Below are 23249 nucleotides of genomic sequence, written 5' to 3'. Positions count from 1 at the left end.
ATTTGGGCAGCGGTGCGGTGCAGCAAGAGGGGGCCCAAGTGCGGTTGGCCGGCGGTTCGAACTCCCATGCAGTACTCATCGGTTGCGGCAGCTACGACGACGACGAATTACCGCCGCTCCCCGCGGTCCGCAACAACCTCGACGACCTGCGGGCGCTGCTCACCGGCCCCCGCAACGTCGCACTTCCCGAGGAACGCTGCACGCTCCTGCGCGACGTACGGGAACCGCACACGGTCGGGGCGGCGCTCAGCCGCGCGGCGAGCGGCGTGGACGACATGTTCCTCGTCTACTTCGCGGGCCACGGCGCGCTCGACGAACGCGGACTGCTCCACCTCCTGCTCACAGGAACCCAGACCGGGCTGCTCGGCTGGACGAGCCTGCCGTTCGACCTCATCCGCCAGACGATGGCGTCGGCACCCGCCAGAAACCGCGTCCTGCTCCTCGACTGCTGCTTCTCGGGGCGGGCCATCGAAACCATGGGCGACACCGCGTCGCTCTACTTCGGCCAGCTGGAGATCGCGGGTACGTTCGTCCTGGCCTCCGCCCCCGCGAACACCCCGGCCCGCGCGCCCCTGGGCGACCGCCACACGCTGTTCACCGGCGAGCTGATCAGGTTCCTGCGCGACGGCTCCGCCGCGGAACCCGAGCTGCTCACCCTCGGCGCGGCCTACCGCCACACGGCCCGCGTCCTCGCCGCCAGGGGCGAGCCGAGGCCCCAGCGGTGCGGCACCGGGACGAGCGACCAGCTGGCCCTGGCCGCGAACACCGCGTTCCGCAGGCTGACCGCCGAGGACGTACCCGAGCGGCTGAGCAGCGCCGTCGGGATGGGCGAGTCCGGTGACCTGGCGGGGGCACTCGAAGCCCTGGACGCCCTCGCGCAGCAGTGCGGCCGGGTACTCGGCACCCATCACGAGCTCACCCTCCTCACGCACCGGGCCCTGGCGCACGCCGAGGGGGAGAGCGGACGGGCGGCCGACGCGGCCGCGCGCTACGGCAGGCTCGCCGAGCAGCTGGCCGTGGAACACGGCCCGCGCCACCCGGACACCCTTCAGGCGCGCCACGAGCACGCCCGCTGGTCCGGCATCGGCGGCGACGCCGCGGCCGCCGCGGACCTCTTCGCCGAGCTCGCCGTGGACGCCTCGGGGGCGCTGGGCCCCGGCGATGTCCGCGCGCTCAGCTGCCGGTGGCAGCATGCCCACTGGCTGGGAGTGGGCGGCCACCCCGAACGTGCCGCGGCGGCCTTCGCCGAGCTCGCCGAGAACTACCGCTCCTCGCTGGGCGAGCAGCACGGCGACACGCGCGCGGTCCGCCGCAATCACGCGTACTGGCGGGACGCCGCGGGACCGGCCTGAGCGTCCTTCCGTACGGGACGCGACTTCCGTACGCCGCGCACCTTTCGTACGCCACGCAAAAGGCCCCAGTCTTTCGACTGGGGCCCTGCTGGTGTCCGAGGGGGGACTTGAACTCTCCACTCGGGCACCAGCACTTTACTTGGTTGACCTGCGACGATGTGCCCGACACGCCGCAGAGTTGACGGCTAGCGTTGGTCATGCGTTCCCCCTGTTTCGGGCTGTTTCGGACCGCTGTTGGTCATGCGTTGGTCACGTGATCAACCAGGGCAGGGCGGGCTCCCTTCGCTCATCCACCCAAGATCGTCTACCCGACAACGCAAATATTGGCGTTCCCGCATGGACGTCCCGCCCGACCGCGTCCTAGCGTCCTCTCAGCAGCAAGGACACGCCTTGCGCGGGAGGGTGGACCATCATGGCTCGCGAGGATCTGACCCGCTTAACGGGCAACGTCGACGACCCGGAGTGCAACCAGAACGATTGCCCCAACCTGTACCGGACGAAGCGCGGCTCCATCATCGTCCAGGGCGACGTGTCCGACGCCTTCACGCCGCCTGACGGTGAGGGCCTGGTGGAGATTCCCGAGCACGTCCTTAGGGAGGCTTTCCGTGCTCTTGGATGGTGACGCTTGGGCGGCCAAGTTCCGCGACTTCCAGAGCGAGGCATGGCGGCTCGAAACGCTGCCTGCGTACAACGTCCCACAGGAGGCCGAGGAGATCAGGGCTTTTCAAGCCGGGGAACGCATCGATCCTCGCATGCACTCGAATGAGTACACCGAGGATCTGCAACGGGTACGACGCGAGGGTAAGAGTAAGGGGCGCGTGCATATCGTGACCCGTCCGCTCTCGGACTACCTTCGCTACGAGTTCATGTACTACCGGCCGCATGTGTGGGCCGGTGAGGACATCCGGATTATGGATGTCACCGACCGGCCAAATCCTTTGGCGGGCGTCCAGGACTTCTGGATGTTCGATCGGCAAGAGGTCGTCCTCATGAACTATGAGGCGGACGGAACTCAGATCAACCGGGAAGCGTACGAGGGCAGCGTGAGCCCTTACTTGGAATACCAGCGAATCGCATTGGCCGAGTCGGTGCCCTTTGAGGAGTACGTGAAGGGCCTTGACGTTTGAGCCGCAGGAGCTAGGCCAGTCGAAGGCTGACCTAGCGGAGACTCTGAAGACACTACGCAAGCGAGCCGGACGCACTCAGGTCTGGCTCGCTAAGCGTACGAATATGTCTCAGACAAAGATCAGCAACATTGAGGGCGGGAAGCTGACCCCGTCCCTTGTCGACGTGGAGCTAGTTCTCCGAGCCCTGGACGCTCCGGCCGACATGGTGGCACAGGTGTCGGCCCTTGCCCGCACGGCCAACACAGAGTGGCAAGACGTGTGGTCGCAACGCCGTACGGGCCTAGAGAAGAAGCAGAACGAGCTAGCAGGCTTCGAGCAGTCGTCTACCGAGTTCCGGTACTTCCTCCTGTCCATGGTGACGGGCCTACTGGCGACGCCCGAATACGTGAGGGAGAGTCTCGCCGCCGTCCCCGGTGACCACAGCAAAGCCATCGGCAAGAAGCTGGAGCGACAGGCTGTCCTACACGACACGTCGAAACGGTTCACGTTCATTCTAACTGAGCAGGCAGTTAGGTGGCCGTACCTTCCTTCGTCGGCAATGGCGATGCAGGTAGACCGTCTCGTTTCTGTCAGTCGCCTGCCGAATGTACGCCTAGGTGTCATTCCCCTGGGTGGTCACATGCCGAATGCGCCACTGAATACGTTCACCGTCTATGACTCTCGGATAGCCACCGTGGAGACTTCGACCGGAGCAATGGTGTTTCGGGATCATCGGGACGTGTCGGCATACCTCAATGAGTTCAGTGTTTACGAGGGGTACGCAGTCTTCGGTGATGAGGCCAGGGAACGACTGTCCGAATGGGCTAGCGGCTTCCGATCGTGATCTTTACCCGACAACGCAAATAAGGCTAGAGATCCCTGGCCGGTGGTCCGAGGATGTACTCATGCCGACCGAACCGAAGAGCCAGAGGAAGAAGTCACCGCAGGGTTGGCGGATGGACCCCATCCCAAGCCGTCCGGCATACCGGGATGACGATGGAAACATTCGCATTCCTGTGTGGCTGACGAAGAACGGTCGGCATATGGCAGACACGGAAATGGTCCTGCTTCCGTCTGAGGCCGCCTTACTGGCCGACAACCTGACCAATGCGATGCGCGACAACTCCAGGTCGATACTGCACGAGATCTTTCGGGAGAGCGCAACGGCTCTTGGCCCGGGTGTCGTGTTCGTGTCGAAGTCGGATCAGTACCAGCTCTGAATCTGCCCCCAGCACTGATCTCACAGGAAGGCACACCCATGCCCGGAACCGACCTGTACAGCCTCCCCATCGACGGCGCCACCTTCCTCAAGGCATGCGGGGGCAACACACACCCCGACGGCGAGTCCTGCGCCACGCTGGCGAAGATCGGCCCCAGCGCGTGGGCGTTGGGCGACAGCAAGCGGCCCGGTGCGGAGCCGTTGCGCTTCACCACCGAGGAACTGAATGCGGCCGGTATCGACCCGGCCCGCTTCGGCCTGTCCGTCTGACGTCCGCTCCTTGCCCCCGGCCCTGGCTCACCCCCGAGAGACGGGGCCGGTCGGGCGCCCCGCTTCTTCCTGCTCCGAACGGGACGACAGTTGCACCACCACGGCTACCTGTGGACCGGCTCCAAGCAACGGTTCGATGACGAGGCGCTGAGACGGCCCCCGCACCCTGACCCTCCTCCGGCCGATAAGCCGGAGCTGATCGCAAGGTACAAGGAAGTGAAGGCGGAGTTCCCAACCGTGGACCTGCCACCGCTGGAAACGGCCCTCTGGCTGAGCAAGCCCGCGAAGCTGGTGCGTGGCACCTGGGAGGAGCCGAAGGAAGCGGCGGAATGGCTCGGGCGACAACTGACCGAGTACGCACCCCGGTTCACCTGCGAGTCGGACCGCGACAGTACGCGGCTGGCGCTGCTGGTCTACTCCGCTGCCGAACGGCTGGGTTGGGGTGGAGACGTATCCCACGGCTTCTACCTGGAGAGGCCCGCATTCCTGTCCGTAGCTCTGGTGACGTGCTCCCCGAACCGTGCCGCACCGGACCTTGCCTGCCCGACGGTCCACGCCTGAGGAGGGGAGCGCACCACGATGCCTCGTTCGATCCTGCGGTATACGAAGCACCGGATCACTCAGCAGCCGGATACAGAGGTGACGTTCGAGGCGAAGTGCCTGACGTGCGGTTGGGAGGCTAAGCCTGCGTCGGACGGCGCGTCCGTCGATGTGGAGTGCATGAGCCACACCGGCCGAACGGGACACGCCCGGTTCCGACGCCTATGCACATCGGTCGCCCTGGTCGAACGAGCGGAGTAGGCCCGAAGCAACAAAGCGAGCCCCGGCCCATTTCTGGCCGGGGCTCGCTTTGTTGGTTCATTAGAGGAGTGCTCGGAACGGGTTGGCGTCGAGCGGTTCCAGGCGCTTGGGTTCGGGCGTGGGCTCCGGGGCCTGCCTGGGAGTCGGGCGGTAAGCGTCCATCTGCACAACCGTTGCGCGGTTCTCATCACGCTTCGAGTCAGCCGGCCGCGACTCAGAGCGACGGGAATCGTCCCGGTTCTGCTCACGCTCCGCGCGGGCCGGCTGCGGCACAGCGTCACCGGAAGTGTCACCGCGGAGCGTGAAAACGGTGGCCGGTCGGCCAGTCTTCCCCGAGCGGTCCACCGTCACGATGATTCCGGGCAGTTCCTTGACCTCGGCGGCCGACGCCCCCACGTACGGGAGCACCTGAGACGACGTGGCCCGGCCGCCGTGCAGTTCGATCCGGGCGCGGACCTTGTCCGCCAGGCTGAGCGGCTGCCGCTTCACCTTCAGAGCGTCGGCCCCCTTATTGATCCGTACGGCGTCCTGGACAGAGCGGCGTACGAGCGTGAACGCGGCCGACAGGATCTCGTCCGTGATGATCTCGGAGCACTCGGAGGCCGCGAGGCAGGCCGCGACCCTGAGCGTCTGCTCTGCGGTCCGCTCGATGAACACGGCCTGAGCTTCCGGCAGGGTCTCGCCCAGGATGCGGGCGTACCGGCGCACGGTCCGCCATAGCGGCCGGGCGTCCTCGGAGAGGGTGATCACGTGGGGGCGGGCGGTGGCCCATCTGTAAGCGTCGGACAGTTCGGAGCCGTCCACCTTCGGCAGGCTCACCCGATCGTCATCCAACATCGGCACCGACCCCAGCAGGAACGGCAGGATGCGGTTGTACGAGCCTCCGGCCGCCTCCGACTCCCCGACGTACTTGGACCAGTCGGAGGTCGTGACGTGGCAGTGCAGCACCATGGCGGGGTCGCGTACTTCCTGCGCCTCTTCCTTGGTGGTGTTCCGGAGGGTGGCGCCGTCCCAGGCGGCCCGAAGTTTGGTCGTGAACGACGCGTCGCGCTTGACCCTGCGGAGCACTTCCGACCATTCCTCTTCGACCACCAGGGTCCGTACGTCCCGGCCGTGTTCGGTCTCGGCGGTGGCCTCTTGCTGCTCCCACAGGTGGTTGACCATGCTCGCTCCGGACGTGATCCCCGAAGTAGTGTGTGTGGCCAGGAAGCGGCCCAAGGACTTGTCCAGAACGTGAAGCGCGGCCCGTAGTGCAGTTCCCTTACCCCTGCCCGTTCCTGCCACGAGGGCCGACCACAGCAGCACGGGCCGGGCGGAGCCACGGGAGGAGACCTTGACGCTTCCGCCGATGGCGGCCGACCACATCGACAGGGCGGCCACGTACACCCCCAGGGCATCCGCTTCCAGGCATGGGGAGATCTTGCGGACCGCGCGACCGATGGGACCGTACAGAACGGGGGTGTTCATGCTGCCTCTATCTCGAAAAGAGTTGCCTGGGTGGCCTCTGGCCGGGGAGGCCGGGCGCACTCAGCGCCCGGCACGGTGGGGGCGGCACTCAGGCCGCAGCCGCTTTTCCCTCGGATGCATCCTGATGGGCCAGCTCGTACGCGTGGCGGACCTGCATCGGGACACGCCCCTGCACAGGGAGGTGGGGCCAACCGTTCTCGCGGGCCCATGCCCGGATCACACGGTTACGCTCCCGATCGCTCACCCCCGAGCGGTCCACCTTGACAGGCTCGGGAAGCGGGTCGCCACCAACGAACTCACCTGAAAGAACGGCCGACTTGAAGCGGCCCGGCTTGCGCACGTCCATGCACGGGATGCCACGCTCGACCGCGTCCCTCAGCTTGTGCCCGTTGTTTTCGCCTCGCTCACCGAGGATGAGAAGCACGGTCGTACTGACCGCACGTCCCACTACCTCGTAGCCCGCGTTCCTCAGTGCGTCCCGAGCCGCCTGATAGTCGTAGCCGGGCACGTCACCGGCCAGCATCACGGAAGGTACGGGCGCAGGCTCCGCCGCTTCCTCGCTCACGTCCTCCACATCGCGCTGCGACTCGACAACGGGCGACGGCTCAGCCACGGGCACAGGCTCAACGACTGCCACCGGTTCAGCCTCGGGAGCCACCGGGGAGGTTTCGGCTGGGGCGCCCTCCGGCACTCCCAGGGCGTCTACCAAATACCGGCCGAACGTGGCCGCGTGTTCCGTGCACAGGTCCCAGGTACGGGCACCCAGGGCAAGTGTGTCCGTGGCCTCTTGCTCACTTCCGTCCCGCGCTATGTGAGCGTCGCAGAGCGTCTTGAGAACGGGTACCAGAACGGTCTTACGCATGGGCGCACGAATCCTTAGATAGGGCGGAGCGGTGAAGTCTCAGCGAGCGGCCGGAGTGAGTCTCTGACGGCCTCCGCATTCGGTGGTGCGGTGTGAGATCAACCCTGCCGATCCCCTATCACGGAACGGTAACGTAAAGATATCTAGAGCATTACTCTCGTGAATGCAATAGTGGGGGTAATGGTTATTGGAAAAGAAATAGGACCCACCAGGGGTGCCTTCCTTCGATCATGTACGGGTATGAACTAACTAACCCGCAGCGTGGTTCGTGGGCCCCTGCCGGCCTCCGCTAATCCCCTGCACCCCCCTTCGAGCCTCTTAGAGGCTTCAATGCCCCCTACGAGGTGATCCGGGTCACTCTTTGAGGGTTTCACGTCCCCCAGATGACCAGGTGACACCGACATTAATAGTGAGGGGGTTATATACCTCCGAACGCTCTGGCCAGGTCTGGCCTCGGAGGCCAGGTGCGGGTCTCCTCGACCGCCCCCAGAGAGGGCGGTGGTGCCTGCATTGAGGCGAGAATGAACGAACTAACCGTGATACAGGGCTAGGTACAAAAAAGGGGCCCTCAAGGGGCCCCTTCTCTGGATAGCCATGGACGAACAAGGACGTGCCCGATAGGTCGGGCGCATCGGGCACGCCCTGCTAGCCAAGCACCAGCGGCGGACTACTCGTCCTCGCCGCTACCCTGGTCCTTCTCCAGTTGCTGCTTGAGGGCGTCTTGGGTGCCGTCGGCGACATCACCGGCCTTTTCGGCGGCCTCGTCGACAACCCCACCATCCTTGTCGGTGGCCTTACTGGCCTGGGGTGCCTGCCCCATCATCTTCTTGATGTTGTCCTCTGTAGGCATTGCAGTCCTCCTTGCAGCGGTTTCCCGTCCTCTCCAGATTCACGGATTCCGCGGCATACCGCATCTGCACAAGGCCATTGGTTTGCTGCCTGATGACTGCTGGACTACCACAGCTGCTGCATCGGGCAGGCTCTCACGCTGCTCCCACTCACGCTTCCAGTCCGGGTCGCCCAGATCGCCCAGGAGTCGCCCGATGTCGAGCATCAGGCTGTCCAGACCGCCAAGGCGGCTCCGTCGCCCTGCGCGGCTGCGGTCAGGCGAGCTTGAGACCAACCGAGCGCCGCTCGTCCAAGACAGTCGAGCCGACGTAGGCGTCCATGATGGAGCGCTGGTTCAGGCTGTCGTCGTTGAAGGTCATCAGCCAGCGCATCGAGTAGCCCTGGTGACCGGCCGAGGCGGAGAACTCACTCCGCACCACGGGCGGCGAGCAGACCGCCATGGCGAACGCCGAGCCGATGTAGGCAACGGCGGTCTTGTCGGCCAGAAACGGCGAGTAGACGACCGTGAAGCCGTACGCCTCACCGATGATGCCGCCGCGCAGCGTCTCATCCGAACCGGCCTGGGCGACCTGAGAGAAGTTGTCGTCCTTCAGCAGGACGTTCTTCACATCCGGGGAGACGGCCAGCCAACGGCGGCCCGCCGTACGGCTCTTGTCCAGCACCGTGCCCGCGTCGATGATCGCGTGCCGGGGCTGGGTCGCCTTCATCGTGATCAGGCCCGAAGCGCCGTCGGCCGTGCGCTGGTTCATCGTGTTCGCAATGTTCTGCTCCAGGTAGTCACCGACTCCCGCGGACTGGGGAAGCGTGATCTGCTGCTCGAACGTGTAGAGGTCGAAGCGCATCTCCTTGTCTGTGATCTCCACCGCCGACAGGGCGTGATCGGTGATCTCTAGCTCAATGGTGGTGTCCTTGACGGGTTGCACCATGCTGTTCACAGAGCCGTTGAAGTTGGCGGCCTTCAGTACCTCCGGACGCCGGATGCGCACCTTGGTGCCGACACCGCCCCGGAAATCTTCCTCCGCGTCCCGGTGCACCGTGTGTGCCAGGCCCTTGAACCCGACCAGCATTTCCAGGGCCGTAGAGGCGACGATCTGGGAGATGGCGAAGCTGTTCTCGGACTTAACGGCTTCCTGGACGGTCATAGGGTTCTGATCGGTCATGCTCACTCCTAATAATCAATAAAACTGTGGCCTATGGGCACTTCATCAGTGAGTCGTGGAATGTCCCTCGCGAAGCAGGGCGTCAACGGCCGTGGCCTTGCGGCGCTGCTCGGTGTCGTCGTCGGTCATGAGGGAAAGCAGCGGCGCGCACAGGTGCCGGGATGCCTGGACGAGCATCCGCAGGCTCGGGCAGGTCTCCCCGTTCTCCCACCGGTAGACGGTGGAGCGAGCAACCATCATTTCGTCGGCCATCTCCTCAACGGACAGGCCAAGGGTGACGCGACGGGCAGTGAAAGCGTGACGATCGAACATAAGGGACTCCTATCAGTTGGTAGCTGAACCGCGACTCTGCGGGCAAAAAGAAGACCCCGGCCACGCATACAAGTGGCCGGGGCTGGAGGCGTTATGGGTAACGTTCTCTCTCACTAATAATGTCGGTGTCCCTGCGAGGGGCAGGGGACGCATCTGCGAGAAAGTGAGACGCCCGTCACGGGGCGGGCGGAACCGAATCCTTGATCTCTGCCTCGGCTGGTAGAAGGTCATAGTTCAGAGCATGAGCCTGGCCAGCCCCTCAAGGCTGGCCATCTCAGCAGCCCTGGCCTAACCAGCCCAGGATCACTCGGTCAACAACCCTCGGTAGAAGTCCCTGGGTAAACATCACTAGGTAGTAGGTCAGTGTGACGTGTGGTCGTATTCCCTGGCCCTGGCCTTCATGTCCTTGAAGCCGTGCCCGTGGTCATGCCGGGGAATCGTCAGCCAGTGCACGTCACAGTCACCCTTGCCCTTCGACTTGTGCTCCACCCACAACCAGCCCTCCTCGCGCCCGTACCGGATGGCCCGGCCAACCGTGCTCAGCGACGCCCCGGACGCTTCGGCGATGAGTTCCTGCGGTGCCCGGAGGTCTCGCCCGGTGTCGAAGGTGGCGAAGAACGAGGCAGCCGCGAGCACGTGCTTGTGCTTGCCTGCGATGTCGGGGCAGTTCCACATGGCCCGCTCCCACTCGTACCGGATCACAGACCTCGGCTTCCTCAACGCCGGGGTCGAGCTAATCAACTCCGGTTCACCGCTCCCGTTCTCGCTCCGCTCAGCCGGCCGTGACGCTCCGTGTGGGGCGGCCACCTGCGCTATCGGCTCGGGCGTCTCCCAAGCCGGGCGCTTGGGGAACGGGTCCGCGTCCAGGTCAATCATCGTGCCCCCTGCCCGTCCAGCCACCGGTCAAGGTCATGACGGCGGCAGCGGAGCGCCTGTCCCACCTTCTTGAACGGGATGCCCTGGGCCTTGTGGTTGTTGTAGATCCAATGCTTCGGGCGGCCCAGGTACTCCGCCACCTCATCAACGGTCATCAGCTTGGTCAAAGAATCCTCCGAGAAACAGAAAGCCCCCGATGGCCTCGGGGGCGTGGTCAAGTAGGCATGCAGAACGGGGACTACCGGGCTTCTCCTGTGTCCGGCAGGGAATCGAGTACGGCCGTGGCCTTGTCGGTCAGCTCCCCACCGGCCTTGCCTGCGAGCGAACTCAAGTACCCGTCCCTGCGGGCCTTCTTGAGGTGGTCCCGGACGGTCTCCGGCCGCCGCTCGATGAGCTCGGCCAGCCAGTCAACGGGGCGGCGTGCTCCGATGTTCGCCATCTGGATGTATGTGGCCGACAGGATGACCAGATAAGGGGCCGAGACCCCTTCGGCGGCGAGCAGATGCCCAGCCGTCTTCGCTGCCGCCTCAATCGCCTCGCTGATCTCCCGTGCTTTGTCTTCGAGGCTGGGGGCGGCCTCATGCGCCGCTTTCAGGGCCCCCGCGAGATCGAGTCTGCGGAGCACCGTCGTAGAGATGCCTCGCGCCACGTCACGGGCGGGGGCATCTTCCGCCTCCTCGATGGTGATGCGCTGCGGACCTCCCGTCACTGGCCCGCTCGGCCACCACATGCGGATGTCCCACGCGCCCTGATGTTGGGTGATCTCGAATCCGCTCTCGTCTGCATCCATGCCCAAACCGTACCACGGATGGTGGTCCACCATCGGTTGACAATGGGTGGTGGGTCATGGTCAAACTGGGGGCGCCGGAGCGATGCACCGGCCCGGTACGGCACACGCCGACCGGCGGACCCGACAGAGAGCACCAGGCATCCGTGGCGAAGCGCGGCAACGGACTCGGCGGAACCCCCGTGGAGATCAAGCGGACGGGACGGCCGAACACCTGGGGCGTACGCACGCCCCTCCACTTCAACAAGGCAACTGGAAAGCAGGAGCGCTATTGGATCGGCAGGGACTACAAGACCAAGACCGCAGCGGAAAAGGCACTTCGCGACTGGCACACCGACCACGAGGCCGGGAAGATCGCGCCCCGCTCTGACATGAAGCTGGGGGACTGGCTCGACAAGTGGCACAGCAATCTAAGGAAGGAGGGAACGACCGTGGCCGGGTACGAGACGAAGATCCGCCTGCACGTTAAACCACACATCGGCCACATGAAGCTGTCCGAGGTCACCGACGACACGCTGGACGACCTGTACCGAATGCTGGAAACCGTCCCGTGCCCCACCAACGCGGGCAAGCCGCTCGGGGCCAAGTCCGTGCGGCACGTCCACAACATCCTGTCCGGCGCACTCGGCGCGGCTGTGCCCAAGCTGATCCCTGCCAACCCGGCCGCCACCGCCAACCCGCCTACAGGCCGGGAGATACGAGCGCAGGAACGGGACTTCCCCACCCTGGACGACGACGGGACCGCCCGGTTCCTGTCCTCCGTGTGGGAGCCGTGCGGCAACCGGGCCTGTGATGGTGGCCTGGCTCATCACTGCCTGCGGGATGCTCCGCTGTGGACCGTCTACGCCGCCACTGGAGTGCGGCGCAGTGAGGCCCTGGGTATGAAGTGGTCCCTCATCAACTGGGCTGAGGGTTCCATCGAACTGGGCTGGGTCGTGGTGGAGGAGGGCAACACCTACCGGCTGCGGAAGCTGACCAAGGACGGCGACGCCAACGCCCTGATCCATGTGGATCAGTCCGTGATGAACATTCTGAAGTGGCAATGGGAGCGCCAGCAGGCGGAGCGCGAACGCCTCGGCTTCGCATGGACGGATCACGATCTCGTGTTCGCCCGCGACGGCTTCAAGCTCTACCGGGGCGAAGCGGGCGGGCCGCAAGACCCCGAGAAGGTCTCGGCACGGTGGCGCACCCTGCGCACCCGCCTGAAGCTCCCCGAAGAGTTCCGGATTCACGACTGGAGGCACAGCAAGGTCACGAACGATCTGGAGGCCGGGGAGAACCCCGTCGAGGTCTCCGCCAACGTCCGGCACCACTCGCCGGGCTACACGATGGCCCGCTACGGGCACAGCAGGAAGAACGGAGCCCGGAAGCTCGCTGCCTCCGGAGCCAACAGGCTCGGCCTGTCATCCCTGGTCTGACCTGGGAAATCTCTGGGCTGTTGGTCACGCGGTTGGTCACGCCACACCCCAGAAAAGCAGAAAACCCCTGATGAACAGGGGTCTCAGCTGGTGTCCGAGGGGGGACTTGAACCCCCACGCCCGATAAAGGGCACTAGCACCTCAAGCTAGCGCGTCTGCCATTCCGCCACCCGGACAAGGTGTCTGTCTTCGCGGGGCGTTTCCCGCGGCGACACAGAGAACATTACCAGGCTTCCAGGGGTCCCCGATCACCCCCGCCACCCCTCGTGAACTGCGGATGACGACACCCGCCCGCCCTTGGGCGCGGAGCCGCGGAGAGAGAGGATGAGGGGGACCACCAGCAGCGAATGCGGGAGGAGCCAGCGTGAGCGGGTCCAGCACGGGCAAGGCCGTCACCGGTGAGGACGAGGTCGTCGACCTCTGTCGCGAACTGATCCAGATCGATACGAGCAACTACGGCGACCACTCGGGCCCGGGGGAGCGCAAGGCCGCCGAGTACGTCGCGGAGAAACTCGCCGAGGTGGGGCTCGAGCCGAAGATCTTCGAGTCCCACCCGGGCCGGGCCTCCACGGTCGCCAGGATCGAGGGCGAGGACCCGTCGCGGCCCGCGCTCCTCATCCACGGCCACACGGACGTCGTCCCGGCCAACGCCGCGGACTGGACGCACCACCCCTTCTCCGGGGAGATCGCGGACGGCTGCGTGTGGGGCCGGGGCGCGGTCGACATGAAGGACATGGACGCGATGACCCTCGCGGTCGTCCGCGAGCGCATGCGGTCGGGCCGCAAGCCCCCGCGCGACATCGTCCTGGCGTTCCTCGCGGACGAGGAGGCGGGCGGCACGTACGGCGCGCGGCACCTGGTCGACAACCACCCCGGCCTCTTCGAGGGGTGCACGGAGGCGATCAGCGAGGTCGGCGGCTTCTCCTTCACCGTCAACGAGAACCTGCGGCTCTACCTCGTCGAGACGGCCCAGAAGGGCATGCACTGGATGAAGCTGACCGTGGACGGCACCGCCGGCCACGGGTCGATGATCCACAAGGACAACGCGATCACCGAGCTCTCCGAGGCCGTCGGACGGCTCGGGCGTCACAAGTTCCCGGTGCGCGTCACCAAGACGCTCCGGCACTTCCTCGACGAACTCGGCGACGCCCTCGGCACCGAGCTCGACCCGGAGGACATGGACGCGACGCTCGCCAAGCTCGGCGGCATCGCCAAGCTCATCGGCGCCTCCCTGCAGAACACCGCCAACCCCACGCAGCTCGGCGCCGGGTACAAGGTGAACGTGATTCCGGGCCAGGCCACCGCGCACGTCGACGGCCGCTACCTGCCCGGCTACGAGGAGGAGTTCCTCGCCGACCTCGACCGGATTCTCGGCCCGCGGGTCAAGCGCGAGGACGTTCATGCCGACAAGGCACTGGAGACCACCTTCGACGGTGCGCTCGTCGACGCCATGCAGACCGCCCTGCGCGCCGAGGACCCGATCGCCCGCGCCGTGCCGTACATGCTCTCGGCCGGCACGGACGCCAAGTCCTTCGACGACCTCGGCATCCGCGGCTTCGGCTTCGCGCCGCTGAAGCTGCCGCCGGAGCTGGACTTCGCGGGCATGTTCCACGGTGTCGACGAGCGGGTGCCGGTGGACGGCCTCAAGTTCGGCGTCCGGGTGCTCGACCGGTTCATCGACGCGTCCTGAAGGAATGCGGCCGGAATTCGGTGGAAAACCGGCCGCATTACGCGCTGAAACGACACTCCAATAATCGTCAGCGCGTGCGTACTTGCCTGAAAAGAGTGAAAGGGCCCGTCGAGTCGTAGCCCCTCCGGTCCCCCCTCGTTACAGGTCATGCAGTCCGCGGCTGGGATTGCATTGCCAACGAGGAGGAATAATGATCAAGAAGGTCGTCGCTGCTGTGGCTGCCACTGGTGGTCTCGTGCTCGCGGGTGCGGGCATCGCCACCGCCGACGCCGGTGCCCAGGGTGCCGCCGTGGGCTCTCCCGGCGTGGTGTCGGGCAATGTCATCCAGGTGCCCGTGCACGTTCCGGTGAACGCCTGCGGCAACACGGTCTCCGTGGTCGGGCTGCTGAACCCCGCCTTCGGCAACACCTGCATCAACAAGTGACGTCGTTGTGCCTCACCCCTTGAGGGTCTGAGTCCGTCGGCCCCGGAGTGCGTGCCATGCGCTCCGGGGCCGACGGGCATTCCGCGTTCGGGCAGTGGGCCCGTACGCATTCCGGCAGGTTAAAGGCAGGGAACAGCTATGCGACAGGTCACGCGCAAGGGCCTGATCACCGTGGCGGCCGCGACCGGCGTGCTCGCCGCGACCGGCGGTTACGCACACGCGGACTCGGGTGCTCAGGGAAGCAGCACGAATTCGCCCGGCGTGTTGTCGGGCAACAATGTCCAGCTTCCCGTCGACGTACCGGTCAACGTGTGCGGGAACACCGTGAACGTGGTCGGCGTCCTCAACCCGGCGATGGGCAACAGCTGCGCCAACGGCGGCCACAAGGGCGGCGGTTCGCACAAGCCGTCCGGCGGCGCCAAGGCGCAGGGGCACGCCGGTGACTCGCCCGGCGTCGGCTCCGGCAACAACGTGCAGCTGCCGATCGACGCCCCGGTGAACGTGTGCGGCAACAGCGTCACCATCGGCGGCCTCGGCAACCCGGCGATGGGCAACGAGTGCGCCAACGAATCCGGCTCCACGGGCACCCCGCCGGGCGGCGAGAAGCCCCCGACCGAACCCGAAGAGCCGGGCAAGCCGGAACACCCCGGCAATCCGGAGGAACCCGGCAAGCCGGGCAACCCGGGTGAACCCGGCCACCCCGGTAATCCCGGTAATCCCGGTAATCCCGGTAACCCCGGCAACCCGGAAACGCCCGGGGGCTCCCAGTCCCCGCACGACCCGGTCAAGCCGATCGACGACCGTGCCATGCCGAACAACCCGCAGGCGCAGGTCGTCACCCCGCCCGAGGGGACGTCGCAGCTCGCGTCGACTGGCAGTGAGCTGCCGCTCGGCCTCACGCTGCCGATCGGTGCGGGTGCGGTGCTCGCGGGCGCCGTGCTCTACCGCAAGGCCCGGGCGTCCGCCTGAGCCACGTCGCACACCGGCACGCCGAACGGAGCGGGCCCCGCCGTCGCGGGGCCCGCTCCGTTTCACCAGGTGGCTCTCAGCTGGCGGATGATGCGCCGCTTCAGGCGCACTCTGCGGCTGCCGTCGGGGCGCAGACTCAGGCGGTCCAACTCCCAGTGTCCGTACTCCGCGTGGTCCGTCAGCAGGCGCGTGGCTTCCTTGCGGGTAACCCCGCGCGGTACATACACGTCGACAAATTCGTATTCCGGCATCGCATCTATTGTGCGGGCACGGGCCTCGTACGGATAGCGTCTGCACTATGTCTGATGCTGCGCAGCCCACCGCTGCCGAGGTACGTGCCGCCGCCGAGGCGGTCAAGACCGCGCTCGACCGCCACCTGGCCGCGGTCGAACGCAGGTCTGGCGAGGACGATCCGGCCGTCTACGAAGCGTTCAACGAACTCGCCGCGGCGGCCGAGGAGTACGACGAGCTCCTCTACGACCGCTACGACGAGGTCACCCCCTTCGAGATCCCCGGCACCGACGACGCGCTCCCGCCGTACCAGGGTCCCGACGAAGCCAACGCGCTGAGCGTGCTGCTCCGCCGCGACTACACGGTGGTGGAGCCGCAGCGGCTCCTCGCCCAGGCCCAGCGGGTCGCCGACCTCGAAGCGGGCGGCACGGGGGGCGGCAGCTCCGCGGACACCGTGCACAGCGCCCTCGGTGTCCTCTTCGGCGAGTTCGAGCCGGACGAGATCTCCTCCCGGCACAAGGAGTTCGGCCTGGAGGAGGGCGACTCCACGCTCTGGGTCACTGCCGTGGACACCCCCGCGGAGCCGGGGGAGTGGCTCGACGCCCCCTTCGACCAGGCCGACCCGCACCGGGTGGTGTGCCGCTTCGACGTCAGCGTGGTCTTCGACGACGAACTGGACGACGACGGGCTCGACGGCCTCGACCCGGACGTCGACATCGACATCGACCCGGACGTGCCGGTGCCGCTCGACGACACCGATGACGTCGACGTCGCCGACGACACGGAGGGTGTCGACGAGACGGACGGTGTCGGGGACGCTCCGGACGCCCGGCGGGCGGGCCGCTGACGGCTGCTTCCCGCGCCATGGTCCAAGGCGAATCGCTCCTGCGCTCGCCGCTCCCTCGGGGGCGGCGAGCGCACTGCGTCGTGGGAGCGGCGGCCCTCAGGCCGTCGTCGCCGGCACCTGCGGGTGCAGCAGCGTCTGCAGGCGCGTCGTACGGCCCTTCCAGAGGCGTTCCGCCACCGCGCGCGGCAGCGCCTGCTCCACGCCCTGCACGACCGACAGATGCCGTTCCGCGCGGCTGAACGCGGTGTACACCCACGGCCGGGACAGTGCCTGGGCCGCGTCGCCCGGCAGCACCACGACGACCGCGGGCCAGCGCTGCCCGGTCGCCTGGTGCGCGGTGAGCGCCCAGCCGTGCCGCACCTCCCGCTCGACCCGTTCCTTGGCTACGACGACGGGGGCGCCGTCGCACTCCAGGTGCAGTCCCTCCTCATCGGCCCGCACCACGCGGCCGAGCGTCGTGCGGCCCGGCGCGGGGACGTACGCCACCCGGTCGTCCGGGTCGAAGCCGCCGAACCTGCCGGGGCCCGGATTCAGCCGTTCCTTCAGGGCGGTGTTGAGCGCGCGCGTGCCCGCGGCGCCGCCGGGTCCCGGCGTGATGACCTGGGTGTGCTCGGCGGGCACTCCGATCGCCCGGGGCACGGAGTCCGCGACGAGCTGGACCGTGCGGTGGATGGCCTCCGCGGGGTCGCGCACCGGGACGAGGACGACTTCCTTGCCGGGCGCCTCGACCTGGTTCAGCTCGCCGATGCCGATGCCGGACGTCAGCTCGCCGACGGGGCCCGGGTCCGGGGTGCGCGAGACGACCTGCGGGCAGCAGCGCGCGGCGAGGAGATCGGTGAAGACCCGCCCGGGGCCCGCCGACCACAGCACGCCCGGGTCGCCGCTGAGGACCAGGCGGGCGCCGTCCGACAGGGACTCGACGAGCATCGCCGCGCTCTCCACGTCCAGCTGCGGCGCGTCCAGGACGACCAGGAGGTCGAGCGCGAGCGCACCCTCCGCGTCGCGCCCGGGGCCCTCGTCGCCCGCGAGCAGCCCGGCGACGGTGACCGCGGTGTCGTCGGTGCCCGTCGCCCGCGCGAGGCGACGGCGTCCGTCGGCGCTGTGGGCGGCGGCGCACACCCGCAGGCCCAGCGCCGCGGCGGCGGCCACCAGCGCCGCGGGCTCGGCGCGTGCCTCCTCGCCGCCGGTGTGCAGCACGAGTCCGTGCCCGGCGACGGCGCGGATCAGCTCGGCCGCGGAGCCGGACGCCTGCGCGGCGGCGGCCTCCCAGTCGGGGCCCTCCGGTTCCGACGTCTCGGCGGGCTCCTTGGGCAGGGAGTTGATCAGGCGGGCGAGGCCGTCGGCGAGGCTCTCCTCCGCGAGTGCGTACCGCTCCAGGCCGATCAGGACGCGGACCGGGCGCTCCGGCTCTGCGCCCTCGCCGTCCTCGCCGTCCGCTCCGCTCCGCGCGGCCTCGTCGTCCGTGCGCTGGACCGGCACCTCGGCCCCTTCGAGGGCGTCCTGGAAGACCAGGGCGTCGCCCTCGGCGAGTGCGCTCTGCACCGCCGCGTCCGGATCCGGCACCGCGCGCTGCCCGAGCGCGGCGTGCAGCGTCGCGGCGTCGAGCGCCGTGTGCCCCGCGACGGCGGCCTGCTCCAGGAGCCATACGGTGATCGCGCGGCCCCTGCGCTCGTCGTCGGGTCCGCACTCCGCGCCGAGCAGCGCCCTGGCGAACCCGTCGGCCTGCTCGGGCCGCACGCCGGTGACCCGCAGCAACTGCCACGGGTCGGCGCGCAGTTGCCCGTCGGCGCCGTCGCCGAGCGCCGCCGCCGTCGGCTCGGCGAGGGCGGGCGGCGCGCCTCCCTCGGCGAGCACGGCACGGACAACCTCGACGGTCTCCTGCGCGGGTGCCTGAGCGGTCGCGGGCTGCTGCGGGCGCACGGGTTCGGGCGCGCGGACCGGGGCGGGCCTGCGGGCGGGCTCCGGCTCCTGGAAGGCGCTCACGACGGGCTTCTCGCCGCTCTCCACGGCGCGCACGGCGGCCAGCAGGTCGGCGGCGGTGCCGCTCAGCTTCGTCCCGGCCTCGATCGGCCCCTGCTTCGACGCCTTCCGCTCCGCGATGCGCTCCCGCAGCTCGCGCTGCGCGGCGATCTCGGCCTCGGTCTCGGACAGCTCGGCGCTCTTGTCCTCGGCCCCGCCTTCGCTCTTGTCCCCGGCCTCGTCCTTGCTCTCGCCGGTGTCCGACGCGGCCTCGGCGTCCGGCGCGGCTTCCTCCGCGCCGGGCGACTCCGCCTGCTCCGCGGCAGCGGCCCCGGGGTCCTCCGCGGCAGCGGGTTCCGTACTCACAGCGTGCTCCAGTCGTGATCGGGATAGCGGTGCACCGGCGCCGACACGTCGTCGAGCGCCCGGCAGATCTCGTCAGGAAGACTAAGGGTCTCCACTGACAATGCGGCCGTGAGCTGCTGCGCGTTGCGCGCGCCGATGATGGGGGCGGTCACTCCGGGGCGGTCCCGCACCCAGGCGAGGGCGACCTGGAGCGGGGTCGCCGCGAGCCCGTCGGCGGCCGTCGCGACCGCGTCGACGATGCGGCCCGCCGTCTCGTCGAGGTACGGAGCGACGAAGGGCGCCATGTGGTCGGAGCCGCCGCGCGAGTCGGCGGGCGTGGCGTGCCGGTACTTCCCGGTGAGGACGCCTCTGCCGAGCGGCGAGGACGGCAGGAGCCCGACCCCCAGGTCGAGGGCGGCGGGCAGCACTTCCCGCTCCACGCCGCGCTGCAGCAACGAGTACTCCATCTGCGTACTGGCCAGGCGGGTGCGGGTGCCCGGCGCCGCGAGCTGCCAGGTGGCGGCCTTCGCGAGCTGCCAGCCGCTGAAGTCCGCGACGCCCGCATAGCGGGCCCGGCCGCTGCTCACCGCGATGTCCAGGGCTTGCAGGGTCTCCTCCAGTGGCGTCCCCGGATCGAAGGCATGAACCTGCCACAGGTCCACATGGTCCGTGCCGAGGCGGGTGAGGGAGGCGTCCAGTGCGGCGAGGAGATGGCCGCGCGAGCCGTCGAAGCGCCGCTCCGGGTCCGGGACGCTGCCCGCCTTCGTCGCGATGACCAGGTCGCGGCGGGGCACGAGCCGCTCGATCAGACGGCCGATGACGTACTCCGCCTCCCCGTCGCCGTACACATCAGCGGTGTCGACGAGGGTGCCGCCCGCCTCCCAGAACACCTTCAACAGGTCGGCGGCGTCGTTCTCCTCGGTGTGGCCCCAGGTGAGGGTTCCGAGTCCGATGCGGGACACGCGCAGGCCGGTCCGGCCGAGATGCCTCTGCTCCATGGGCGCTGAGATTACTGGCCGGGCCCCCGCGACGGGCGAGCCTGTGGACAAACCAGCGACTGTGGAGAACCGGGTCACCCCTCCGTCACTGACGGAGGGCGGTGCCGCACGCTACAGTCCCGGGCACAGACACGTTACTCATGAGTACAGCGGTAAGGGGACCGGTCATGCAGCTCGGGATCAACCTCGGCTACTGGGGCGCGGGGATGGACGCGGACAATCTCGCCGTCGCGAAGGAGGCCGACAAGCTGGGCTATTCGGTCTGCTGGGCCGCGGAGGCGTACGGGTCGGACGCCGCGACGGTGCTGTCCTGGGTGGCGGCGCAGACGGAACGCATCGACATCGGGTCCGCCATCTTCCAGATCCCGGCGCGCCAGCCGGCGATGACCGCGATGACGGCGGCGACCCTCGACTCGCTCTCCGGCGGCCGGTTCCGTCTCGGCCTCGGCGTCTCGGGCCCGCAGGTCTCCGAGGGCTGGTACGGCGTCAAGTTCGACAAGCCGCTGGCCCGCACGCGCGAGTACGTCGAGATCGTGCGCAAGGCCATGACCCGCGAGCGCCTCTCCTACGAGGGCGAGCACTGGACGCTGCCGCTGCCCGGCGGCCCCGGCAAGCCCATCAAGCTGACCGTCCACCCCCAGCGCGAGCACATCCCGCTGTACGTCGCCGCGATCGGCCCGAAGAACCTGGAGCAGACCGGCGAGATCGCCGACGGAGCCCTGCTGATCTTCCCGGCCGCCGAACACCTGGAGGACACCGCGATCCGGCACCTGCGCGCCGGGCGTGAGAAGGCAGGCAAGACCATGGACGGCTTCGACGTCGTCCCGACGGTGCCGCTCGCCGTCGGCGAGGACACCCAGGTCGACGCCCTCGCGGACATGTTCAGGCCGTACACCGCCCTGTACGTCGGCGGCATGGGCAGCCGGAAGCAGAACTTCTACAACCAGCTGGCACAGCGCATGGGGTACGAGAAGGAGGCCGCCGAGATCCAGGACAAGTACCTGGCGGGCGACAAGGACGGGGCGGCCGCGGCGGTGCCCCGGCAGCTGATCGACTCCACCACGCTGCTCGGTTCCGTGGACCGGATCGCCGACCGCATGCAGGCCTACGCCGCGGCCGGGGTCACCACGCTCACGCTGGCCCCCGCGGGCTTCACGCTGGAGGAACGCCTCGCCTCGCTGCGCGCGGGCACGGAGGCCCTGGAGCGCGCCGGACTGGCGTAGGAAGAGGAAACGCAAGGGGGGGGGAAGTCTGCGGCCGTGGTGGGGGCTCGGGGGGTCTTCCCCGCCACGGCCGTCACGGGGAACAACGCGTCAACAAGCCCTCGGTTACGGCTTCGTGGCGGTGCCGGTGTCCTTCGTTCGGCGCAGTCGACCGGTACAGCTGTTGCCCGCGGCGGAACCTCGCACTTGACTCGTTCTTTGCGAGGTTCGCGTGCAGGCCATGGAGGTGTCCGTGATGCTGTCGGCCAGGAGTGTCTTCGAAGAGATCCTCGACAACGACGAGTCGTTCCGGCTCTTCTGCTCCATCGCGGCCAGTGGTGAGGCCCAGGGCGGCTGGGAGAACGGCCGCATCGCCGCGCTCGTCCCGCGGACCGAGCGCGCCCTCGCCCCCAGGATCGTCCGGCACGGCGCCGACGAGGACAAGCACGGCAGGATCTTCCACGCACTGTTGAGGAAACGCGGCCTGCGACCGGTCGAGGTCCCACACGACACCGACTACACGATGCTCCTGGAGAAACACGGCATCGGTCTCGCACACGACAAGCTGAAGGCCGACAAGCCGCTGTCCGTGCAGGACATCGTCACCTACCTCGCGCACAGCAGAGTCACCGAGCAGCGCGCCTCCGAACAGATGCGGCTGCTCCTCAAGCACTTCGCCGACCACCCCGACATCGGCCGCGCCGTACGGATGATCTCCCACGACGAGGACAACCACCTCGCGTACTGCCACGAGGAACTGCTCCGGTTCGCGCGTGCGGGGCACGGCCGCACCATCCAGCGCACCCTGCGCGAGTGCGCCCACACCGAGATCCGCGTCTACCGCGACGTCAGCCTCGCCGTGATGGAGCGCATGGGACGCATCCTCCACTGGCCGCACGCCAAACGGCAGATGCTCACCGCGGGCATCCACGCCCTGTACGGCTACGAGAGAGCCCTCGGCTGGCGGCGCATGGTCTCCCTGGAGGTGCCCGGCCGGCGCGACGCCCTGGGAGGACCCGCCACGGCGGCCACCGAGCTCGCCTGAGCCGCGGGCCTACAGCCAGCCGCGGCGCTTGAACATGCGGTACAGGACGACCTCCAGGACCGCCATCAGGAGGATCACCGCCGGGTACGTCCACGCCCAGTGCAGCTCGGGCATGTGATCGAAGTTCATGCCGTAGACGCCCGCGATCATCGTGGGCACCGCGGCCATCGCCGCCCACGCCGAGATCTTCCGCATGTCGTCGTTCTGCCGCACGCTCATCTGCGCCAGGTGCGCGGACAGGATGTCCGACACCAGCCGGTCCAGACCCTCCACGGACTCGTTGACGCGCGTCAGGTGGTCATTGACGTCCCGGAAGAACGGCTGCGCCGTCTCGTCCACGAAGGGCACCGAGGAGCTGAAAGGGCCCACTCCGGAGAGACGTCCCACAGGCAGGGCCAACGGCCCCGTCGCCCGGCGGAACTCCAGGATCTGCCGCTTGAACCGGTAGATCCGCGACGCCGTGTTCCGCGACGCGCTCCCGCCCTCCGGGGAGAAGACCTCCGCCTCCAGGCCCTCCAGGTCGGTCTGCAGCTCGTCGGCGACCTCCAGATAGTGGTCCACGGACGCGTCGGCGATCGAGTACAGGACGGCTGTCGGACCGTGCTTGAGGACGTCCCGGTCGGCCTCGAGCCGGTGCCGGACGGCACCGAGCGGCGCGCCCTCGCCGTGCCGGACGGTGACCACGAACGAGTCACCCATGAAGATCATGACCTCGCCCGACGAGACGGTGTCGCTGTCCTGCTCGTACACGACCGGCTTGAGGACCATGAACAGCGAGTCGTCGTAAACCTCCAGCTTGGGCCGCTGATGGGCCTTGAGGGCGTCCTCGACGGCCAGCGGATGCAGCCCGAACTCCTGGCTGACCCGGTCGAACTCCTTCGCCGTCGGCTCATGAAGCCCGATCCACACGAACGCGTCGCCCTCCGCCCGCGCCTGGTCGAGGGCGTCGGAGAGGTCCTCGGGGCCCTCGGTCCGACGTCCGTCCCGGTAGATGGCACAGTCGACGATCACACAGCGCATTCTTCCCAGCCTTCCCCCGGTTGCACCACCTGGGGCGCAT

26 protein-coding genes and 1 tRNA gene are annotated in these 23249 nt (G+C 68.1%); 14 read left to right on the top strand and 13 right to left on the bottom strand.

All coding sequences use genetic code 11. The features are described 5' to 3' along the window. Positions 1-38 precede the first annotated feature (38 nt). The 7 genes from NOO62_RS08520 (at position 39) to NOO62_RS08490 (ending at position 4508) form a co-directional block, all read left to right on the top strand. Positions 39-1352 (top strand): caspase family protein, encoded by a 1314-nt coding sequence (locus NOO62_RS08520; RefSeq protein WP_268770287.1) that lies wholly within the window; start codon positions 39-41, stop codon positions 1350-1352. A 412-nt stretch (positions 1353-1764) separates the two neighbouring features. Next, a complete protein-coding gene (locus NOO62_RS08515; RefSeq protein ID WP_266985467.1) occupies positions 1765-1974 on the top strand; it encodes a hypothetical protein in 210 nt (69 codons plus the stop codon). Then, entirely contained in the window at positions 1958-2479 is a 522-nt protein-coding gene (locus NOO62_RS08510; protein ID WP_268770286.1) for a DUF6879 family protein, read from the top strand. The genes NOO62_RS08515 and NOO62_RS08510 overlap by 17 nt, the downstream gene beginning before the upstream one ends. Then, a complete protein-coding gene (locus NOO62_RS08505) occupies positions 2469-3302 on the top strand; it encodes a helix-turn-helix domain-containing protein (protein ID WP_268770285.1) in 834 nt (277 codons plus the stop codon). Before NOO62_RS08510 ends, NOO62_RS08505 begins: the two co-directional genes overlap by 11 nt. A 61-nt stretch (positions 3303-3363) precedes the next feature. Next, complete coding sequence (locus NOO62_RS08500) at positions 3364-3678, top strand: hypothetical protein (protein ID WP_268770284.1); 315 nt, start codon at positions 3364-3366, stop codon at positions 3676-3678. Between the two features lie 38 nt (positions 3679-3716). After that, complete coding sequence (locus tag NOO62_RS08495) at positions 3717-3947, top strand: DUF397 domain-containing protein (protein ID WP_268770283.1); 231 nt, start codon at positions 3717-3719, stop codon at positions 3945-3947. 90 nt (positions 3948-4037) lie between these two features. Beyond that, entirely contained in the window at positions 4038-4508 is a 471-nt protein-coding gene (locus NOO62_RS08490; protein WP_268770282.1) for a hypothetical protein, read from the top strand. A 300-nt stretch (positions 4509-4808) separates the two neighbouring features. Here NOO62_RS08490 and NOO62_RS08485 read toward each other — a convergent pair whose 3' ends face one another. The 8 genes from NOO62_RS08485 to NOO62_RS08450 all read right to left on the bottom strand — a co-directional run bounded on the left by NOO62_RS08485 (position 4809) and on the right by NOO62_RS08450 (position 11064). After that, positions 4809-6215 carry a DUF3987 domain-containing protein gene (locus NOO62_RS08485; RefSeq protein ID WP_268770281.1) on the bottom strand — a complete coding sequence of 469 codons (1407 nt, stop codon included), beginning with the start codon at positions 6213-6215 and terminating at the stop codon, positions 4809-4811. An 88-nt stretch (positions 6216-6303) separates the two neighbouring features. Continuing rightward, the gene (locus tag NOO62_RS08480) at positions 6304-6828 is read right to left on the bottom strand and encodes a hypothetical protein (RefSeq protein ID WP_268770280.1); all 525 of its coding nucleotides are present in this window, start codon (positions 6826-6828) and stop codon (positions 6304-6306) included. A 916-nt stretch (positions 6829-7744) separates the two neighbouring features. Then, on the bottom strand, positions 7745-7927 hold the full coding sequence (locus NOO62_RS08475; RefSeq protein ID WP_268770279.1) for a hypothetical protein: 183 nt from the start codon (positions 7925-7927) through the stop codon (positions 7745-7747). A gap of 253 nt (positions 7928-8180) precedes the next feature. Beyond that, a complete protein-coding gene (locus NOO62_RS08470) occupies positions 8181-9086 on the bottom strand; it encodes a P22 phage major capsid protein family protein (protein WP_268770278.1) in 906 nt (301 codons plus the stop codon). A gap of 45 nt (positions 9087-9131) precedes the next feature. Then, complete coding sequence (locus tag NOO62_RS08465; RefSeq protein ID WP_268770277.1) at positions 9132-9398, bottom strand: helix-turn-helix domain-containing protein; 267 nt, start codon at positions 9396-9398, stop codon at positions 9132-9134. Positions 9399-9758: 360 nt separating this feature from the next. Further along, the gene (locus tag NOO62_RS08460) at positions 9759-10274 is read right to left on the bottom strand and encodes a hypothetical protein (protein WP_268770276.1); all 516 of its coding nucleotides are present in this window, start codon (positions 10272-10274) and stop codon (positions 9759-9761) included. Next, the gene (locus NOO62_RS08455) at positions 10271-10441 is read right to left on the bottom strand and encodes a helix-turn-helix domain-containing protein (RefSeq protein WP_266985443.1); all 171 of its coding nucleotides are present in this window, start codon (positions 10439-10441) and stop codon (positions 10271-10273) included. Before NOO62_RS08455 ends, NOO62_RS08460 begins: the two co-directional genes overlap by 4 nt. Before the next feature lie 71 nt (positions 10442-10512). Further along, entirely contained in the window at positions 10513-11064 is a 552-nt protein-coding gene (locus NOO62_RS08450; RefSeq protein WP_266985441.1) for a hypothetical protein, read from the bottom strand. 56 nt (positions 11065-11120) lie between these two features. On the opposite strand from NOO62_RS08450, the gene NOO62_RS08445 reads away from it, so the two are divergent. Continuing rightward, the gene (locus NOO62_RS08445; protein WP_266985439.1) at positions 11121-12479 is read left to right on the top strand and encodes a tyrosine-type recombinase/integrase; all 1359 of its coding nucleotides are present in this window, start codon (positions 11121-11123) and stop codon (positions 12477-12479) included. Positions 12480-12567: 88 nt separating this feature from the next. Here NOO62_RS08445 and NOO62_RS08440 read toward each other — a convergent pair. Next, a tRNA-Leu gene (locus NOO62_RS08440) sits at positions 12568-12655 on the bottom strand. Positions 12656-12843: 188 nt separating this feature from the next. On the opposite strand from NOO62_RS08440, the gene NOO62_RS08435 reads away from it, so the two are divergent. The 3 genes from NOO62_RS08435 (at position 12844) to NOO62_RS08420 (ending at position 15562) form a co-directional block, all read left to right on the top strand. After that, entirely contained in the window at positions 12844-14169 is a 1326-nt protein-coding gene (locus NOO62_RS08435; protein ID WP_268770275.1) for a M20/M25/M40 family metallo-hydrolase, read from the top strand. Positions 14170-14359: 190 nt separating this feature from the next. Beyond that, positions 14360-14593, top strand: a complete 234-nt coding sequence (locus tag NOO62_RS08430; RefSeq protein ID WP_268770274.1) for a chaplin — start codon at positions 14360-14362, stop codon at positions 14591-14593. 138 nt (positions 14594-14731) lie between these two features. Beyond that, on the top strand, positions 14732-15562 hold the full coding sequence (locus tag NOO62_RS08420) for a chaplin (RefSeq protein WP_321170559.1): 831 nt from the start codon (positions 14732-14734) through the stop codon (positions 15560-15562). A 62-nt stretch (positions 15563-15624) separates the two neighbouring features. Here the strand turns inward: NOO62_RS08420 and NOO62_RS08415 are convergent, their stop codons facing one another. Continuing rightward, positions 15625-15813, bottom strand: coding sequence for a DUF5703 family protein (locus NOO62_RS08415; protein WP_079074641.1), 189 nt, complete (start codon positions 15811-15813; stop codon positions 15625-15627). Between the two features lie 47 nt (positions 15814-15860). On the opposite strand from NOO62_RS08415, the gene NOO62_RS08410 reads away from it, so the two are divergent. Further along, the gene (locus tag NOO62_RS08410) at positions 15861-16640 is read left to right on the top strand and encodes a hypothetical protein (protein WP_268770273.1); all 780 of its coding nucleotides are present in this window, start codon (positions 15861-15863) and stop codon (positions 16638-16640) included. 96 nt (positions 16641-16736) lie between these two features. Here NOO62_RS08410 and NOO62_RS08405 read toward each other — a convergent pair whose 3' ends face one another. Beyond that, positions 16737-18965, bottom strand: a complete 2229-nt coding sequence (locus NOO62_RS08405; protein ID WP_268770272.1) for an ATP-binding domain-containing protein — start codon at positions 18963-18965, stop codon at positions 16737-16739. Next, positions 18962-19942, bottom strand: coding sequence for an aldo/keto reductase (locus NOO62_RS08400; RefSeq protein ID WP_268770271.1), 981 nt, complete (start codon positions 19940-19942; stop codon positions 18962-18964). Before NOO62_RS08400 ends, NOO62_RS08405 begins: the two co-directional genes overlap by 4 nt. A 167-nt stretch (positions 19943-20109) precedes the next feature. Between NOO62_RS08400 and NOO62_RS08395 the strand changes: the two genes are divergently transcribed. Continuing rightward, positions 20110-21165: an LLM class F420-dependent oxidoreductase gene (locus tag NOO62_RS08395; protein ID WP_268770270.1), complete on the top strand. Its 1056-nt coding sequence runs from the start codon at positions 20110-20112 to the stop codon at positions 21163-21165. Between the two features lie 235 nt (positions 21166-21400). Beyond that, the gene (locus tag NOO62_RS08390) at positions 21401-22189 is read left to right on the top strand and encodes a ferritin-like domain-containing protein (RefSeq protein WP_268775515.1); all 789 of its coding nucleotides are present in this window, start codon (positions 21401-21403) and stop codon (positions 22187-22189) included. Between the two features lie 9 nt (positions 22190-22198). Here NOO62_RS08390 and corA read toward each other — a convergent pair whose 3' ends face one another. Further along, the gene (gene corA, locus NOO62_RS08385; protein WP_268770269.1) at positions 22199-23200 is read right to left on the bottom strand and encodes a magnesium/cobalt transporter CorA; all 1002 of its coding nucleotides are present in this window, start codon (positions 23198-23200) and stop codon (positions 22199-22201) included. Positions 23201-23249: the final 49 nt, after the last annotated feature.

This window comes from Streptomyces sp. Je 1-369 (assembly GCF_026810505.1).
GTDB lineage: Bacteria > Actinomycetota > Actinomycetes > Streptomycetales > Streptomycetaceae > Streptomyces.
Note: the sequence above shows the minus strand (reverse complement) of the source record. Positions and strands in the feature narration are given on the sequence as shown.

Excerpts from the sequence above, each read along its gene's own strand:
- NOO62_RS08515 (WP_266985467.1), top strand. The coding sequence starts at position 1,765 with ATGGCTCGCGAGGATCTGACCCGCTTAACGGGCAACGTCGACGACCCG.
- NOO62_RS08500 (WP_268770284.1), top strand. The coding sequence starts at position 3,364 with ATGCCGACCGAACCGAAGAGCCAGAGGAAGAAGTCACCGCAGGGTTGG.
- NOO62_RS08495 (WP_268770283.1), top strand. The coding sequence starts at position 3,717 with ATGCCCGGAACCGACCTGTACAGCCTCCCCATCGACGGCGCCACCTTC.
- NOO62_RS08485 (WP_268770281.1), bottom strand. The coding sequence starts at position 6,215 with ATGAACACCCCCGTTCTGTACGGTCCCATCGGTCGCGCGGTCCGCAAG.
- NOO62_RS08475 (WP_268770279.1), bottom strand. The coding sequence starts at position 7,927 with ATGCCTACAGAGGACAACATCAAGAAGATGATGGGGCAGGCACCCCAG.
- NOO62_RS08470 (WP_268770278.1), bottom strand. The coding sequence starts at position 9,086 with ATGACCGATCAGAACCCTATGACCGTCCAGGAAGCCGTTAAGTCCGAG.
- NOO62_RS08465 (WP_268770277.1), bottom strand. The coding sequence starts at position 9,398 with ATGTTCGATCGTCACGCTTTCACTGCCCGTCGCGTCACCCTTGGCCTG.
- NOO62_RS08460 (WP_268770276.1), bottom strand. The coding sequence starts at position 10,274 with ATGATTGACCTGGACGCGGACCCGTTCCCCAAGCGCCCGGCTTGGGAG.
- NOO62_RS08450 (WP_266985441.1), bottom strand. The coding sequence starts at position 11,064 with ATGGATGCAGACGAGAGCGGATTCGAGATCACCCAACATCAGGGCGCG.
- NOO62_RS08445 (WP_266985439.1), top strand. The coding sequence starts at position 11,121 with ATGGTCAAACTGGGGGCGCCGGAGCGATGCACCGGCCCGGTACGGCAC.
- NOO62_RS08430 (WP_268770274.1), top strand. The coding sequence starts at position 14,360 with ATGATCAAGAAGGTCGTCGCTGCTGTGGCTGCCACTGGTGGTCTCGTG.
- NOO62_RS08420 (WP_321170559.1), top strand. The coding sequence starts at position 14,732 with ATGCGACAGGTCACGCGCAAGGGCCTGATCACCGTGGCGGCCGCGACC.
- NOO62_RS08415 (WP_079074641.1), bottom strand. The coding sequence starts at position 15,813 with ATGCCGGAATACGAATTTGTCGACGTGTATGTACCGCGCGGGGTTACC.
- NOO62_RS08410 (WP_268770273.1), top strand. The coding sequence starts at position 15,861 with ATGTCTGATGCTGCGCAGCCCACCGCTGCCGAGGTACGTGCCGCCGCC.
- NOO62_RS08400 (WP_268770271.1), bottom strand. The coding sequence starts at position 19,942 with ATGGAGCAGAGGCATCTCGGCCGGACCGGCCTGCGCGTGTCCCGCATC.
- NOO62_RS08395 (WP_268770270.1), top strand. The coding sequence starts at position 20,110 with ATGCAGCTCGGGATCAACCTCGGCTACTGGGGCGCGGGGATGGACGCG.
- NOO62_RS08390 (WP_268775515.1), top strand. The coding sequence starts at position 21,401 with ATGCTGTCGGCCAGGAGTGTCTTCGAAGAGATCCTCGACAACGACGAG.